Origin of the sequence: Caballeronia udeis (genome assembly GCF_044909315.1) — a bacterium.
GTDB lineage: Bacteria > Pseudomonadota > Gammaproteobacteria > Burkholderiales > Burkholderiaceae > Caballeronia > Caballeronia udeis_A.
In genome coordinates this window covers 113,924-128,307 of record NZ_JBIYEB010000016.1, presented here as the reverse complement: position 1 = coordinate 128,307, position 14,384 = coordinate 113,924, and the positions used below count along the sequence as shown (strand labels likewise).

Genomic DNA, 14,384 nt, shown 5'->3' with positions numbered 1-14,384 from the left:
GAGACTCAAGTGTCCAACCATCTCGAAGGAAAAGTCGCGGTCATTCTTGGGGGCACGGGCGGCATTGGTGCCGCTACTGCCACCCGGTTAGCCAACGCCGGAGCCACCGTCGTCGTCACCGCGCAGTCTGAGCTTGCCAAGGCGCAGCGTGTGGTCGATTCGTTGCCCGCAAACGGTGATCGGGGTCATCTGGCGACGGTGGCGGCGATCACCGACAGCGCGTCGCTCGTCGAACTCGCCAGCCGCGTCAAAGCCCGCTTGGGACGGCTTGACATCCTTGTCAACACCGCTGGTTTTACGAAGCCGGTGAAGCATGGCGACCTGGATGCGCTGACGGACGAACTGATCGACGAAATCATGAAGGTCAACTGGCGTGCGCAGTTTGCTGCCATCCGCGCTTTTCGCACCCTGCTCGATGAGTCGGGTGATGGATTGGTGGTGAACGTATCGTCGATTTCAGCCAGCACGGGCGTGGGCAGCAACATTGCGTACTGTGCGGCAAAAGCAGGGCTCGATGTGATGGCCGCCTCGCTCGCACGAGCACTCGCTCCGCGTATCCGGGTCCTGAATGTTTCCCCCGGCGTGGTGGACACGAGCTTTGTGCCGGGGCGTGGCGCGGACTTCAATGACAAGGTTGCCGCGACAACGCCGCTTGGACGAATCGGCACGCCCGACGATATTGCCGCGGCGATCGAAGCGTTTGCAACCCATCTGACATTCAGCACCGGCGTGACGATCGTGGTCGATGGCGGCCGACGTCTGAACTGAGCTCAAGCGAGACGAATCATGCATGCACGTAAAACCATTATCACCTGCGCCGTTACCGGCAACCTGACGAAACCGGAACAGCATCCCGGCCTGCCGATTACGCCGCAGCAGATCGCAACGTCGGCGCTGGAGGCGGCAAATGCCGGTGCAGCCGTCGTTCACATTCATGTGCGCGAGCCTGGAACCGGTCGACCATCGATGGATATCGATTTGTATCGCCAGGTCATTGAGCGCATCCGTGCAGTCGACAAGGAACTCATCATTAACCTGACCACCGGTCCCGGAGGCCGCTTCATTCCGAGCGACCACGATCCCAGGATTGCGGCTCCGGGAACGACACTGTTGCCACCGGAAAAACGGGTCGGGCACATTGCCGCACTGAAGCCCGATATTTGCAGTCTCGACCTGAACACGATGAATTCAGGCGGCGACGTCGTGATCAATACTCCGAAAAATGTGCGGCGCATGGCTAACGTGATACGTGAAGCCGGAGTCAAACCGGAGCTCGAAATATTCGACTCGGGTGACTTGCACCTTGCACTGGATCTGATCAAGGAAGGCGTGCTTGATGGACCCGGACTCTGGACGTTTGTGATTGGCGTGAAGTACGGTTTTGCGGCGATGCCGGAAACGCTGCTGTATGCGCGCAACTTTCTCCCGCAGGGTGCGGCGTGGTCGGCCTTCGGTATTGGCAGGACAGAATTCCCCATGGTCGCCCAGGCATGGCTGGCCGGTGGGCACGTGCGTGTCGGCCTCGAGGACAACATCTACCTGTCCAAAGGCGTGCTGGCCGAAACCAACGCGGTGCTCGTTGCCCGGGCCCGCGACATCGTAGTGTCGCTGGGTGGCGAGATTGCGACGGCAAGCGAAGCGCGCGAGCAACTGGGGTTGGTGAAATGAGCGAGGATCAGCTCATGCATATGTTGAGCAGGCCAAACAACGTCACGTTGCTCTGCGTATGGGAGATTGAAGTGCCGACGAGCGCTGCGATGGAGCCAGGGTTGCCATCCTTATTGTTTTGATATCCTTATAATCAATTCATGGATCGAGGAATAGCCAGGCCCGCACAGCATTACTTTAGAAATGAAGGGCAAGACTCAATCAAGCCGCTCTTGCCGCCCCGGTCAGCTTGTGACGTGAACCAGCAAGGTGCGCACGAACGTAATAGCGTGCTCGCCTGCAAGCATGCCCAGCAATCCGGCAAGTGCGACGGTCGGCGGGGCCGGTGATTTCACACCGACGACGTGATAGATCAGTCCGACCACCACGCCGAGAAGGAGGGAGAGCAGATAGGCTTTCATGATGTTGTCACCCTAAGGAGGGGCCCAAAGGCCCCCAGTTGGATTCCGGCCGCGTTAATTACATGTTGATCACAACACGGCCCGGCGTGCCCGCCGTGACTGCCCGGTAGGCGTCCTGGCCATGTTGCAGATCGAAGCGTTGCGCGATCACCGGCGGCTTGAGCTTGCCGCTTTCAAAGCCTTCGACCAGCGCTGCCATGAGCGGCGCGGACTCGGCGACACCGAGCTTCGCGCTATCAGTGCCGAACAACTGCGTCTCGTTGTGGTAAAAATCTATGATGTCGAAATCGACGCGGCGCTTTCCGGTCGCGCTGATCTCGACAACGCGGCCGCGGCGCCGGACCAGACTGAGTGCGGTTTCGAACGCGACACCGCCAACAGCGTCATAGACCACGTCGACACCGCCCGTCAATTCGCGTACACGCTGCGTGGTGTGCTCATCAAACGGCACGTAGTCGTCGATCAGCAAGCTGGCCGGGGAGCCCACGGCGGGTGCCTTGCGATCGACGCCAATCACGCGGCAGCCACGCGCTTTTGCGATCTGCGTGACCGCACCGCCTACGCCGCCGCCTGCTCCGATGACCGCAATGGTTTCGCCCTCGGCCAGCTTGGCGTAGTCGACCGTGCCCAACCAGGCGACGACAAAATTCACGCCAATGGCGGACGCTTCTTCGTGGCTTAATGTCTGCGGCTTGCGGGCCAACGCGGCAACCGGGATCTTGATGAATTCCGCATGGGTACCGTTGCGCGTAAAGCCGATGTCGCCGCCGGTGCCCCAGACCTCTGCACCGATCCAGTCAGCGGGGCCATCCACGACCACACCGCTGAAGTCCCGGCCGGGTACGCGCGGCGGCGTGGTGTGATCGAAATGCCCCGACACATTCTTGACGTCGCTCGGATTGACCGACGCGCTGCTGACCTGAACGATCGCGCTGTCGTGATCACATTCCGGCATGTCCAGATCAATGTACTCAAGCACCTCTGGGGCACCGAACGACTTGAATTGCAGGGCTTTCATCTCATTCACTCCTGGATCGTGGATCAGGCTGCGAAGTGCAGCGTATGACCAGAGTGTATGGGCCGGCGGAAGGGTCGATCAGACAGGTGCTTTCGAACTTTGGACAAACTGAACCCGGGGGCTCAGGTACCGCGGCTTCCCGCTAGCGATCCGTGGGCGTGATGGTCAAGTCCTCCGGGGCGGCCAGTGTTTCGTCAGGACGGAACTCGCTAGGCGCCGTGCCCAGTTCGCGGCGAAACATGTCGCTGAAACTGCTGGGCAGATAGCCCAGGGATCGTGCTACCGAGCTTACCGTTTGACCCTCCGCTAGTTTGGACAAGGCAATCGCGAGCTGTACCTGCCGGCGCCATTCCGCGAATCCGAGACCCAGCTCACGCGTGAACAGCCGCGCAAGCGTGCGCACGCTTGCACCCACGGACGCTGCATGATGTTCAAAGCTGATGTCGACAGAGGGATTGCTGATGACAGCCCGGCACAGTACCTCGAGACGGCGATCCGATTTGTCCGGCAGCGGAATTCTCAGCGAATAGCGCGGTGCGTGAGTCAGTTCCAGTGCGGCCAGATGATAAGCCGCATTCAGGTATTCATCGTCGCGTTCGCTTTCGTGTTCTGCAATGGTCGTAATGAGCTCCCTTAGCAAACCGTTGATTTCAAAGACGTCGCCCTGCTTGCTCAGGTGCTGAACGTCTTGTCCTCGCAGATAAAGGTTGCGCATTTCAACCTCGCTCATCATGTAGATGGAGTGCTCGGTTCCGGGCGGCAGCCAGACCGCTCGCTGCGGCGGGACAATCAGCGCTTCGCGACCGACTTCAACCCACATGACACCCGTGACCGCGTAGAGCACTTGAGCCCATTCGTGAACGTGCGGGTCAATGCGAAGGCCGCGCGGATAGCATCTTGCCAGCGATCGGCCTCGTCCGGATTCGTCATCGAGATCGGGAGGGACAGCTTTCGGCATGGTGATCAGCCTGTAAAGGAGCGGAAAGAAAAAAGCATGGCTTGAAGAAACGGCGGATTGGAGCGCGCGTCAACGAGTCCTGTGAGGGGCTCATGCAGCACGGCCCGTATCAATACGACGGACTTAGGAAAGTGTCTGTTATCCGTGCGCGCATTTTTCAGTATTCGACCATGCCGTAGGCTTCTTTCATTGAAACACACCAGCAGGCAACTGCTGCCATGGGACAGACGGCAGCCCACAATGATCAACTGCTTGAGGCATCAACTCTATCATCCGGCAGTGATCCTGCCTGTGTTGGCACTGGGTCAACTCATGGCTGAACATGATTTCAACATGGGGCAGGTTGCCGTGATTCTCCTCATGCAAGGGGTGCTGCATGCGTGGCATGCCGGGACGTTCTGCCGCCGCTGAAACCGGGGATTCTTGCGTCAGGAAGAATAATGTTTTCGCGGATCAACTATTTAAGTTAGATATCGATGATCGTAGTATTGCTTGTATCTGTTGGATTAGTGGCAGGTCTTTCGACGTAACATGTCGAGCCGGAGATGAAGATGTTTCGCTACCTTTTAGAAGGTCTTGCGGTTACCGCTGCAGTCATCGTGTATTTTCTGCCAGCCATCGTGGCCGACCGAAAGGGACGACGTAACGTCTTACTGTTGGCGCTGCTGAATGCGTTATTCGGATGGACCGTGGTGTGCTGGATCGCAGCGCTTTACTGGGCACTTCATCCGGACAGTCAGGGCCGGGTAAGCCGCACAGTCCGGGCAACGCGGCGCACGCAAGCTCATAACACCGTCGCCGCGATTGTCGAGCGGGCGCAGAGACGGGCGGATGCCGGGCGGACGAGATGAACCGGTAAGGTATGAAAATTACATTGAACTGACGGCACTACTTGAGTGCCGCTCGAGACCGGTTGCTTGCAAACCCAAGTTTTCAAAATCCCGACATAATCTGTACCACGCATTTGGCGCTGGTATTAGTTCGCGGTCGGCGTTTCGCTGTCTTCCGCTGCATCTCGCGGGGTCTCGTCCGGCCGGAAATCGCTGGGTGCCCGCTCCTGGTGCGTTTCCTTTTCCTGACGAAAGTGCTCAATGGCGATGTTGATGAACGCCTTGACCTTGAGCGAGAGAAACTTGCGGTTTGAATAGGCGATACGGAATTCCCGGTCTGCAAGACGATACTGGGGCATCAGCCGCGTTAGCCGGCCCGATCGAATGTCGTCGTCAATCAGGTAGCCCGACAAGGTGGCAATGCCCATCCCTGCCAGTGCGCTTTCCCGGACCATTCCAATGTTGTTGGTTATCAGCGCGGGTTTCGGATGGACAGCAATCTGGGCACCGTGCGAGTCCAGGAAAGTGACTTCCTCGTTGCTGTGCCCTGTGCGAAACGCTATGTACGGATGGTGAAGCATATCCGCCGGATGAGCGGGCGCGCCGTGCTGTTCGATATAACCGGGAGCGGCGCAAATATAGAAGTCCGTAGACGTGAGATGTCGTGACACAAGACTCTGGCTGCTGACGCGGCGCGCCGCGAGAACGCCCAGGTCAAACTCCTCCTCGATCAGGTCGACGGATCGATCGGCCAGCACGAGGTCGACTACGATATTCGGGTAGGCACGCTGGTATGCCGTGAGCACGGGCGAAAGTTTGCGCATCGCAAAGAGCGCGGGCGCCACGACGCGAATTCTTCCCGACGTGGACACCGCATTAGCCGACAACATCAGATAGGTCTCGTCCAGTTCACCGAGGATCTGGCGGCATCGGTCCAGATAAATCCGGCCCGCTTCCGTCATGGACATCCTGCGCGTGGTTCTCTGGAGCAAGCGGGTCCCAAGGTGCTCTTCCAGGTCGGCAAGCGCCCGGCTGATTCGAGGGACCGCCAGGTCGAGCGATTCCGCCGCACGAGCGAAGCTGTTGAGCTCGGCGACCTTGGTAAAGATCCGCATCGAATTCACGATGTCCACGTAACCTCTCCTCATGTTGGACGACGGACCTGGCATGCACCGCCGCTGTCAGGCAGAACCTCAGTCAGAACCTTAGCGGTCGAACTGCCGGTTGAAGGGTCAATGACTTTCGAGTTTCGGACAGCTATCGCGGCAGTCCGCGCGGCCGATAGCGGTTGGCCGAAACTCGAAATCGATTGGCATCCGTGCCTTTTCCGAGGCGATAGCATGTGAAGCACCGCGATCGGGCAGGACCCGCGGTCGAGCACACGCACCACTTTCGTGCTGATCGACTGACATCCTGATGCAAAGTTTCAGTCGCAATATTGCAATCCGGTTAATGGTGTTTTGGGAAACAGCCGTTCACCAGGCGTGAGCATTGCCTCTACTATTGCACCGGCGCCGTATGCGCCGTCAGTCATAAGGAGCCCCATGAATCTTGCTTCGATCCGCAAAGACGCCTTTGCGATGCCCGTTCACAATCCCGCCTATCCCCGCCCGCCGTATCGCTTCATCAATCGGGAATACTTCATCATTTCATACGAAACCGATCCCGATGCGCTGCGCGCCATCGTGCCGGAGCCGTTGCATCCGGAAAACAATCTCGTACATTACGAATTCATTCGCATGCCGGACTCGTCGGGCTTCGGCGACTACACGGAGAGCGGTCAGGTTATCTCGGTGCGGGACCAGCAGGGGCACCTTGGCAACTACACGCATTCGATGTACCTCGATGACGAAGGCCCGATCGCCGGCGGCCGCGAGATCTGGGGCTTTCCGAAGAAGCTGGCCAGGCCGACCCTGAGCGTCGATGGCAACGACACGCTGCTGGGCACGCTCGACTACGGTACGCAACGTATCGCGACCGGCACGATGGGCTTCAAGCACGTGCCGCTCGACATGGAAGTCGAACGCAAGAAGCTTGCGGAGACGCCGAATTACCTGTTGAAGGTGATCCCGCACGTCGACGGTACGGCTCGCGTGTGCGAACTGGTGCGCTTCTATCTGCGCGACGTGAGCGTGATCGGTGCATGGTCGGGTCCGGCCGCGCTCGAACTGCATCCGCACGCGTTGGCGCCCGTCGCCGATCTGCCGGTGAAGCGGGTGGTCGGCGCGCGGCATGTGATCGCCAATCTCACACTGGATATTGGCGAGGTTGCGCTCGATTACCTGGCCTCGGTCGAGAGCGTGAAGCTCGTCGCCGTCAATGAATAACGATTCGTGAACCCATAGGGAAGGAAAGCAACATGTCCTTGAACAATAAAGTCGCACTCGTGACCGGTGCAGCAAGCGGTATTGGTGAGCAGTGCGCGCGTAAGCTCGCCAGTCTTGGGGCCGCGGTGGTGATCGCCGACCTGAATCTCGAGAACGCGCAGAAGGTGGCCAGCAGGATCGTTGCAGCAGGCGGCAAGGCGCTGGCAGTCGCAATGGATGTGACAAACGAAGAAGCGGTCAATAGCGGCATTGAACGCGCGGTGCAGGAGTTGGGCAGTCTCGACGTGCTCGTGTCGAACGCAGGTATCCAGATCGTTGCTCCCATTGAGGAATACGAGTTTTCCGACTGGAAGAAGATGCTGGCGATCCATCTGGATGGCGCCTTCCTCACCACCAAGGCTGCAATCAAACATATGTACGCGGGCGGCAAGGGCGGCTCGATCGTCTATATGGGCTCGGTGCATTCACATGAAGCGTCGAAGCTGAAGTCCGCGTACGTGACGGCCAAGCATGGTCTGCTGGGACTGGCCCGGGTGGTCGCGAAGGAAGGCGGTCCGCGCGGCGTGCGGGCGAACGTGGTGTGTCCGGGCTTCGTTCGCACACCGCTTGTCGACAAGCAGATTCCCGAGCAGGCCAAGGCCCTTGGTATCTCCGAAGACGAAGTCGTCAAGAACGTGATGCTCAGGGAAACCGTCGACGGTGAATTCACCACGGTCGAAGATGTCGCCAACACGGTGGCGTTTCTCGCGGGTTTCGAATCGTCTGCGCTCACCGGGCAGTCGGTGATCGTCAGCCACGGCTGGTCAATGCACTAAGGGGTCGCGTATGCGCAGCAGCACAAGAAAAACTAACCGGCAGCCGGATGCGTTCGTGCTGCCGCGCTACGACGAAATTGCCCTGGTGCTTCAGGGCGGCGGCGCACTCGGGTCTTATCAGGCAGGCGTTTATGAAGGCCTGGCCGAGGCCGGCGTGCAACCGAACTGGATTGCAGGCGTTTCGATCGGCGCACTGAACACCGCGATCATTGCGGGTAACGCGCCGGAGAACCGCGTGGAAGCGTTACGCGGTTTCTGGAATTCGATCTGCCATCCGCTCGACTGGCTCGGTGGCCTGGGCGCCTGGACGCTGCCCGGACTCGGGCTGCAAGACCTGTCGCGCAAGTGGGGCAGCATGTGGGCAGCCGGGCGTGCGTTGACCGAGGGCCAGCCGGGCTTTTTCTTGCCGCGCGTTCCCTTGCCTCTGGCAGGTTTCGGCAAGCAAAGCCCCAACGTGGTCAGCTACTACGACACGGCCGCGCTGAGGGAAACGCTGTTGAAGTTTGCTGATTTCGACCGTATCAACGACGGCGATATCCGCGTTTCAGTGGGTGCGGTGAACGTGCGGACCGGCAACCTGGCGTACTTCGACAACGCGAAAATGCGCCTGCAGCCGGAGCATTTCATGGCGTCGGGAGCATTGCCGCCAGGTTTTCCCGCGGTCGAGATAGACGGTGAATTCTACTGGGACGGCGGCCTGGTTTCCAATACGCCGCTGACTGAAGTGCTTCGTGATGCTGAACACAAGGACACGCTGGTGTTTCAGGTGGATCTGTGGAGCGCGAGAGGTAATGCGCCGGGAGATTTCCTCGACGTGTCCGAGCGTGCCAAAGACATCCAGTTCTCGAGCCGTACGCGTGCCATTACCAGCATACTGGCGGATCGTCAGAAGCATGCACGTTTCATCAAGGAATTGCTCGCGCATGTTCCGCCCGAACTGCTCAAGACCGATCCGCTATTTCGTCTCGCTGAGGAAGCGGCGGATGGCAGCGCGATCAATGTGGTCCACCTCATCTACAAGAACAAACCTTACGAGGGGCACTACAAGGACTACGAGTTCAGCATCGACACAATGCAGGAGCACTGGGAAAGCGGCCTGGAAGACATCCGCGATTCGTTCGCTCATCGGGAGTGGTTCGATGTGCCGAGTCGCGAACAGGGTTTCGTGACGCACGACGTGCATCGCCGGCTTGGCTCCGTGCCGCAGTCGGATCGTGAGATGCCTGAATTGCCTCTTGGCGTGGAACGAAAAGCCGCTGCCTGAGCGCACGCATCGGGTGGTCGCCGGATTGACATGGTTCACCCCAGGTCAGGTGACCCCGGATAACTTGTCGATATGAGCTCTGGAAATTCCCGATCATGCCTGGCGAGGACGGCATGGAGGGTACCACGCCACTGATTCTTCACTTTAACTGAATAATCAAATGAGTACTGGTGAAGTGTAACGCTGCTGGGCGAGCGTAAGCTTCGTTATGCGCCTGAACATTCATTCGCGCATTTGCCGGTACTCAGGAGACAGTTATATGAAAATCGTGGAAATCCGCGAGCAAACCATTCCGATCAGTTCATCCATCCGGAATGCGTATATCGATTTCAGCAAGATGACGCTGAGTCTCGTTGCCGTGATCACCGACGTAATGCGTGACGGCAAGCCAGTGGTTGGCTACGGCTTCAATTCGAACGGACGGTACGGCCAGGGCAAGCTGATGCGCGAGCGGTTCATTCCACGCGTGCTCGAAGCCGAGCCGGATTCGCTGATCGATGAGTCAGGTAACAACCTCGATCCTCACAAGATCTGGGCCGCGATGTTCACGAATGAAAAACCCGGCGGTCATGGCGAGCGCTCGGTGGCGATCGGCACGATCGACATGGCGGTGTGGGATGCGGTTGCGAAGATCGAAGGCAAGCCGCTGTTCCAGTTGCTGGCGGACCGGTATGGCAACGGCACGCCGGATCGGGAGGTCTTCGTTTATGCCGCCGGCGGTTATTACTATCCCGGCCAGGACTTCAGCAAGCTGAAGGACGAGATGCGCACCTACATTGACCGCGGTTATACGGTCGTCAAGAAGAAGATAGGCGGTGGTTCGCTCGACGAGGACCTGCGCCGGATCGACGCGGTGCTGTCCGTGCTGCAGGACGGTCAAAAACTCGCCGTCGATGCAAATGGCCGCTTCGACCTGGACACGGCTATCCAGTATGCAAAAGCCCTCTCGCAATACGACTTGTTCTGGTACGAAGAGGCGGGCGATCCCCTCGATTTCGAACTGCAGGCCACACTGCGGAACTACTACGACAAGCCGATGGCGACCGGCGAGAATTTGTTCTCCATGCAGGATGCGCGTAACCTGATCCGCTATGGCGGCATGCGGGCGGACCGCGATTACCTGCAATTCGACTGCGCGCTGAGCTATGGGCTGGTCGAATATTTGCGGACGCTGGACATGCTGCACCAGCACGGCTGGTCGCGTTCACGCTGCATTCCTCACGGTGGCCACCAGATGTCATTGAACATTGCAGCAGGCCTTGGCCTGGGCGGCAATGAATCGTATCCGGATCTGTTCCAGCCATTCGGCGGCTTTCCGGACGGCGTGAAAGTGCATAACGGCCATGTGACCTTACCGGATCTTCCCGGCATCGGCTTTGAAGGCAAGAGCGATTTGTATGTCCACATGCAGGCTTTGTCGTCTTAAGGCTTTTCCCTTTCCGTCGTCGCGTGGCTTGGCTACTCTCTAGCGGTTGGTGTGGTGGAGCGTGACGCGACGTATTCATACGCTATTCGGCGCAGTCCCTGGCGCCGGTTGACAGGAATATTGCAATGCAAAAACCTAGCGAGCTTACCGGCCGCGATCTCCTTCGCGATCCCCGTCTTAACAAAGGCTCCGCCTTTAGCGAGGCCGAACGCCGCCAATACCATCTAGAAGGGCTGCTGCCGCCGGGCAGCAGTTCACTGGAATTGCAGGTTGCGCGTACGCACACGGAACTGGCCGCGCTCGACAACGACCTGCAAAAATATCTTCTGCTGTCCGATCTGCAGGCACGCAACGAGACCTTGTTCTACGCCACGATCATGTCCGATCCGGCCACGTTCATGCCCCTGGTGTACACGCCGACAGTGGGCGAGGCATGCCAGAAATTCAATCATATTTTCCGTGCGACGCGGGGCATGTATATCCCCATCTCGGCTCGGGGAAGGGTAAAGGAGCTGCTGCAGAACTGGCCGGAAACGGACGTTCGCTTCATCGTGGTGACGGATGGCGAACGCATTCTCGGACTGGGTGACCTGGGCGTCGGCGGAATGGGCATTCCTATCGGCAAGCTCTCGCTCTACACCGCGTGCGCAGGCGTGCCGCCCCAATACTGCTTGCCGGTGACGCTGGACGTGGGCACCAATAACCGTGACCTGCTCGACGATCCCCTCTATCTGGGCCTGCGGCAGGAACGTGTACGCGGTGACGAATACCATGCGTTCGTGAACGAGTTTGTCGAAGCAGCGCTGGCATTGCATCCGAAATGCTGCATCCAATGGGAAGACTTCGCCAACTTCAATGCCGTGCCGCTGCTCGCGCGATACAAGGACAAGATCTGCACCTATAACGACGACATCCAGGGCACTGCCGCGGTCGCGCTCGCGGGGATCTTCGCCGCGCTTCACATTTCGAAGCAGAAGCTTGTCGACCAGCGGTTCCTGTTCCTGGGCGGCGGCTCCGCGGGGACCGGCATTGCCGAGCTGATCAGCCAGGCGATGGTGCTGGAGGGTTTGAGTATTGACGAAGCGCGGGCGCGCAATGCGCTGTTCGACGTGAACGGGCTGATGGTGAAATCGCGTCAGGACCTGGCCGATTTCCAGAAGCCTTTCGCGGTGGATCATGCGCCGGTGAGTACATTTACCGACGCGGTGAAGGCGCTGAAGCCGACCGGCATCATTGGTGTGAGTACCGTGCCCAAGCTTTTCAACCAGCACGTGATCGAGGCCATGGCGGAGATCAACGAGCGTCCGATCATCTTCCCGTATTCCAACCCGACCTCACGCTCCGAGTGCACGGCCGAGGAAGCGTACCGGTGGTCCTCCGGCCGCGCTATTTTCGCGAGCGGCAGTCCGTTCCCGCCGGTGGAAATAGAAGGGCGTACGTTTGTGCCGGGACAAGGCAACAATGTCTATATTTTCCCCGCGCTCGGCATGGCGGTGTTCGCCACCCAGGCGACCCGGGTCACGGACGAAATGTTCATTGTCGCGGCGAAAGCAGTGGCCGAGCAGGTCTCCGAAACCAGTCTTGCAACCGGGTTGATCTACCCGCCGCAGAGCAAGATTTTCGAGGCCTCGCTCCATGTGGCCGTGCGCGTGGCCGAGTGCATTTTCGACAATAACCTGGCGCGCGTGCCAAGGCCGGACGACATCACCGCACTGATCCGCGACTGCGCTTACAAGCCGGCGTACGCAACGCTCTAAGCCGCGCGGACGTTTGATTTGCGCCGAGACGGATTTTGCCGGACTCGAGTATATCGGCGGGTTCGGGCCGGGGAAACCGGCCCAAACCCGCTTCATCGTGCGGATGCGCTAGGCGAGTGCGGCCCGGATGCGGTCGATCGCTTCCAGGTCCGGTGCGCCCCGGCCAAGGTGTTCGCGAGGGCACCACGGGTACGGCAGGGAGTCGGCCCATCGCAAGATCGGCTCCGCCGTGTCGTGCGGCAGCGTGGTCATTTCTTCTATCGTGATTCGAAGTTGCCGGACCTGTCCCGAATCCGTCGCCAACCAGTCGTATCGGCCGAAACCGGCTCGCGCGAGACCGGTGCTCTTCTCCGACATACACACCAGCCAGTCGCAGCTGAACGCCGTTCCTGCCGCGGGCGCGTCGCCGATGCAGAAGATGGTGACATTCTCATAACGCTGGGAAAACTCGCTCACCAGAACATTCGAAATGGCTTTCGCGCCCTTCACTGTGCCCGGAAACGAGATTTCCGAGGTGTTCACTTGCATCGTGAGTTCGGCATCGGCGGTGAATGCGTCCGGGATCAAGAATGGGCGATTAGTGTCCTTCGCCCGAATATAGGTCTCGATGGATTTTTGCAGGTTGATCATGGGTAGTTCCTGGGCTTGCCGACAGTGCCGGGCTGGTGCGGGGGCCCAAGTCTATCGCTGCCCGGTGCGGGCAAGGCGTTATCCCTTCGCTCTTGGCGGGGATGTGAGCGGGCTTTATCCGGACGTTTTGCTAGCGGATAATTCCGGGTGGGAACGCATGATCGCGCCGGGCTGGATAATCGGGCCTGGGATAATTGCTTCCTCGAAAGCAAGTTTTCGCGTAGATTTGCGACCGCGAAACAATTGTTACCCGGTAAAAGTAAGAGGAAACCATTCATGACCATTGCCCGGCGAATCCGCGAAGTGTCCAAGTTGAGCGGCGATTTCCTGCTGCGTTCAGGCAAGCGCAGCAACACCTACTTCGACAAATATCGCTTCGAGTCCGATCCCGTATTGCTGAAAGCGATTGCGGAAGCGATGGTGCCCCTGATTCCCCCAGGTACCGAAATACTGGGCGGTCTCGAGATGGGCGGCATTCCGATCGTCACCATGCTCAGCCAGGTGACCGGCTTGCCGGCAGCGTATATCCGCAAGGAAGCGAAAGAGTACGGCACTTGCAAGTACGCGGAAGGCGCGGATCTGGCCGGCCGCAAGCTCGTGCTGGTTGAAGACATTGTGTCGAGCGGCGGCGCCATTTCCGACGCCGTGGCGAAACTGCGTGCCGACGGCGTGCCGGTCTCGCTGACGCTGTGTGTGATCGACCGCGAAAGCGGCGGTAAGGAAATGCTTGCGGGAATCGGCATTGAATTGAAATCCCTCTATACCTTCTCGCAGATCGAAGCGGGCCAGTGAGCGGTCACTGAGCGGTCAGTGAGTATCAAGCATTGAGCAGTACTCCGCCCCAAGCACTTCGCCCCAGCTTCAATTCATCCATTCCTGAGCGGCCGAGCATGCAGCTTCTTGATCATGTTTCTATCGGTGTTCCCGATCTCGACATCGCCCGGCGTTTTTACGACGCGATCATGAGCACGCTCGGCGCAGCGAAGGTGTATGACTTGCCGCATGCGCTGGGGTACGGTGAACGGTGCACTGCCCAGGACCCCGCGTCGACCTATCTCGCGGTGTACCTGGATCAAAGCGTAATAGGCGAGAACAAGCGGCACTGGTGTTTCAAGGCCGCGTCCCGTGCACAGGTCGACGCGTTCCACGCCGCCGGCCTTGCTGCCGGAGGCCGCTCGGACGGTGCCCCGGGGCTGCGATCCGACTACCATCCAGGTTATTACGCCGCGTTCCTCCTTGATCCGGTGGGCAATCGCGTTGAAGCGGTGTGCCACGTCATCGCGTGACACT

The 14,384-nt window shown here is 59.3% G+C and carries 16 protein-coding genes; 11 read left to right on the top strand and 5 right to left on the bottom strand.

Going from position 1 to position 14,384, the window contains the following annotated elements; translation table 11 throughout:
• Window positions 1-9: 9 nt before the first annotated feature.
• Window positions 10-768, top strand: a complete 759-nt coding sequence (locus ABH944_RS24705; RefSeq protein ID WP_404609915.1) for an SDR family NAD(P)-dependent oxidoreductase — start codon at window positions 10-12, stop codon at window positions 766-768.
• Window positions 769-786: 18 nt separating this feature from the next.
• Entirely contained in the window at window positions 787-1,668 is an 882-nt protein-coding gene (locus tag ABH944_RS24700; protein ID WP_404609916.1) for a beta-keto acid cleavage family enzyme, read from the top strand.
• A 224-nt stretch (window positions 1,669-1,892) separates the two neighbouring features.
• On the opposite strand, the gene ABH944_RS24695 is transcribed toward ABH944_RS24700, so the two are convergent.
• The 3 genes from ABH944_RS24695 to ABH944_RS24685 form a co-directional block, all read right to left on the bottom strand.
• Window positions 1,893-2,069, bottom strand: a complete 177-nt coding sequence (locus tag ABH944_RS24695; RefSeq protein ID WP_404609917.1) for a DUF1427 family protein — start codon at window positions 2,067-2,069, stop codon at window positions 1,893-1,895.
• A 58-nt stretch (window positions 2,070-2,127) separates the two neighbouring features.
• On the bottom strand, window positions 2,128-3,087 hold the full coding sequence (locus ABH944_RS24690; RefSeq protein WP_404609918.1) for a quinone oxidoreductase family protein: 960 nt from the start codon (window positions 3,085-3,087) through the stop codon (window positions 2,128-2,130).
• Window positions 3,088-3,229: 142 nt separating this feature from the next.
• Window positions 3,230-4,045 (bottom strand): AraC family transcriptional regulator, encoded by an 816-nt coding sequence (locus ABH944_RS24685; protein WP_404609919.1) that lies wholly within the window; start codon window positions 4,043-4,045, stop codon window positions 3,230-3,232.
• A 240-nt stretch (window positions 4,046-4,285) separates the two neighbouring features.
• On the opposite strand from ABH944_RS24685, the gene ABH944_RS24680 reads away from it, so the two are divergent.
• Both ABH944_RS24680 and ABH944_RS24675 read left to right on the top strand, forming a co-directional pair.
• Window positions 4,286-4,456 (top strand): hypothetical protein, encoded by a 171-nt coding sequence (locus ABH944_RS24680; protein ID WP_404609920.1) that lies wholly within the window; start codon window positions 4,286-4,288, stop codon window positions 4,454-4,456.
• A gap of 134 nt (window positions 4,457-4,590) precedes the next feature.
• The gene (locus ABH944_RS24675; RefSeq protein WP_404609921.1) at window positions 4,591-4,896 is read left to right on the top strand and encodes a superinfection immunity protein; all 306 of its coding nucleotides are present in this window, start codon (window positions 4,591-4,593) and stop codon (window positions 4,894-4,896) included.
• Between the two features lie 125 nt (window positions 4,897-5,021).
• Here ABH944_RS24675 and ABH944_RS24670 read toward each other — a convergent pair whose 3' ends face one another.
• Window positions 5,022-6,008 (bottom strand): LysR family transcriptional regulator, encoded by a 987-nt coding sequence (locus ABH944_RS24670; RefSeq protein WP_404609922.1) that lies wholly within the window; start codon window positions 6,006-6,008, stop codon window positions 5,022-5,024.
• 411 nt (window positions 6,009-6,419) lie between these two features.
• Between ABH944_RS24670 and ABH944_RS24665 the strand changes: the two genes are divergently transcribed.
• The 5 genes from ABH944_RS24665 (at window position 6,420) to ABH944_RS24645 (ending at window position 12,464) form a co-directional block, all read left to right on the top strand.
• On the top strand, window positions 6,420-7,202 hold the full coding sequence (locus tag ABH944_RS24665; RefSeq protein ID WP_404609923.1) for an acetoacetate decarboxylase: 783 nt from the start codon (window positions 6,420-6,422) through the stop codon (window positions 7,200-7,202).
• A 32-nt stretch (window positions 7,203-7,234) separates the two neighbouring features.
• Entirely contained in the window at window positions 7,235-8,017 is a 783-nt protein-coding gene (locus ABH944_RS24660; RefSeq protein WP_404609924.1) for a 3-hydroxybutyrate dehydrogenase, read from the top strand.
• A gap of 10 nt (window positions 8,018-8,027) precedes the next feature.
• Window positions 8,028-9,281, top strand: coding sequence for a DUF3734 domain-containing protein (locus ABH944_RS24655; protein ID WP_404609925.1), 1,254 nt, complete (start codon window positions 8,028-8,030; stop codon window positions 9,279-9,281).
• Between the two features lie 259 nt (window positions 9,282-9,540).
• Entirely contained in the window at window positions 9,541-10,707 is a 1,167-nt protein-coding gene (locus ABH944_RS24650; RefSeq protein WP_404609926.1) for a mandelate racemase/muconate lactonizing enzyme family protein, read from the top strand.
• Window positions 10,708-10,832: 125 nt separating this feature from the next.
• A complete protein-coding gene (locus ABH944_RS24645) occupies window positions 10,833-12,464 on the top strand; it encodes an NAD-dependent malic enzyme (protein WP_404609927.1) in 1,632 nt (543 codons plus the stop codon).
• 108 nt (window positions 12,465-12,572) lie between these two features.
• Here ABH944_RS24645 and ABH944_RS24640 read toward each other — a convergent pair whose 3' ends face one another.
• The gene (locus tag ABH944_RS24640) at window positions 12,573-13,094 is read right to left on the bottom strand and encodes a hypothetical protein (RefSeq protein WP_404609928.1); all 522 of its coding nucleotides are present in this window, start codon (window positions 13,092-13,094) and stop codon (window positions 12,573-12,575) included.
• A gap of 276 nt (window positions 13,095-13,370) precedes the next feature.
• On the opposite strand from ABH944_RS24640, the gene pyrE reads away from it, so the two are divergent.
• Window positions 13,371-13,886 (top strand): orotate phosphoribosyltransferase, encoded by a 516-nt coding sequence (gene pyrE / locus ABH944_RS24635; protein ID WP_404609929.1) that lies wholly within the window; start codon window positions 13,371-13,373, stop codon window positions 13,884-13,886.
• Between the two features lie 98 nt (window positions 13,887-13,984).
• Window positions 13,985-14,380 (top strand): VOC family protein, encoded by a 396-nt coding sequence (locus ABH944_RS24630; protein ID WP_404609930.1) that lies wholly within the window; start codon window positions 13,985-13,987, stop codon window positions 14,378-14,380.
• Window positions 14,381-14,384 lie beyond the last annotated feature (4 nt).

Coding starts and splice junctions, on each gene's coding strand:
- ABH944_RS24700 (WP_404609916.1), top strand. CDS start 787: ATGCATGCACGTAAAACCATTATCACCTGCGCCGTTACCGGCAACCTG.
- ABH944_RS24695 (WP_404609917.1), bottom strand. CDS start 2,069: ATGAAAGCCTATCTGCTCTCCCTCCTTCTCGGCGTGGTGGTCGGACTG.
- ABH944_RS24690 (WP_404609918.1), bottom strand. CDS start 3,087: ATGAAAGCCCTGCAATTCAAGTCGTTCGGTGCCCCAGAGGTGCTTGAG.
- ABH944_RS24685 (WP_404609919.1), bottom strand. CDS start 4,045: ATGCCGAAAGCTGTCCCTCCCGATCTCGATGACGAATCCGGACGAGGC.
- ABH944_RS24680 (WP_404609920.1), top strand. CDS start 4,286: ATGATCAACTGCTTGAGGCATCAACTCTATCATCCGGCAGTGATCCTG.
- ABH944_RS24675 (WP_404609921.1), top strand. CDS start 4,591: ATGAAGATGTTTCGCTACCTTTTAGAAGGTCTTGCGGTTACCGCTGCA.
- ABH944_RS24665 (WP_404609923.1), top strand. CDS start 6,420: ATGAATCTTGCTTCGATCCGCAAAGACGCCTTTGCGATGCCCGTTCAC.
- ABH944_RS24660 (WP_404609924.1), top strand. CDS start 7,235: ATGTCCTTGAACAATAAAGTCGCACTCGTGACCGGTGCAGCAAGCGGT.
- ABH944_RS24655 (WP_404609925.1), top strand. CDS start 8,028: ATGCGCAGCAGCACAAGAAAAACTAACCGGCAGCCGGATGCGTTCGTG.
- ABH944_RS24650 (WP_404609926.1), top strand. CDS start 9,541: ATGAAAATCGTGGAAATCCGCGAGCAAACCATTCCGATCAGTTCATCC.
- ABH944_RS24645 (WP_404609927.1), top strand. CDS start 10,833: ATGCAAAAACCTAGCGAGCTTACCGGCCGCGATCTCCTTCGCGATCCC.
- ABH944_RS24640 (WP_404609928.1), bottom strand. CDS start 13,094: ATGATCAACCTGCAAAAATCCATCGAGACCTATATTCGGGCGAAGGAC.
- pyrE (WP_404609929.1), top strand. CDS start 13,371: ATGACCATTGCCCGGCGAATCCGCGAAGTGTCCAAGTTGAGCGGCGAT.
- ABH944_RS24630 (WP_404609930.1), top strand. CDS start 13,985: ATGCAGCTTCTTGATCATGTTTCTATCGGTGTTCCCGATCTCGACATC.